Raw genomic sequence first — 500 nt, forward strand, 5'->3', positions numbered from 1 at the left:
GACCATGGCTTTTAGCGATAACGGAATGCAGCTTATTTCTGTACGAGGTGTCGATGAAAGTTATCCTTTAATGGGAGAGTTGGTTTTAGATGGGAATGAGTCAGGTCGCGTGAAGCCTAATCAGCTTTGGTTAGACGAACGTATTATGGCTCAATTAGAAGTCACTAAAGGTGACAATGTCACCATTGGTGATGCAGATTTCACCGTTTCAGGTGCCGTGCTGATGGAGCCGGGTTTAAGTTTCAATCCATTCCAACAAATGCCTGCGGCGTATATTCACCAAAGCGACGTAGAAAAAACAGGCGCGATACAAGTCGGCAGTCGAGTGCAGTATCGACTGTTTCTAAAAGCAGACAATGCGGCGCTAAAGCAACTCCAAGATAAGACAGAGTTGTCACCAAGTGATCGCTGGCGTACTCAAGATACCGCGAGTCGCAGCAATGAAGTTTTTGATCGAACTACACAGTATTTATCATTGACCGTAGCTATCGTCATAATTA

At 44.8% G+C, this 500-nt stretch carries 1 pseudogene; it reads left to right on the plus strand.

The window, feature by feature from the left end:
* Window positions 1–500, plus strand: a pseudogene (locus R7190_RS31310) (ABC transporter permease); the annotation flags it as partial.

Source organism: Vibrio sp. 1078-1 (assembly GCF_033340475.1).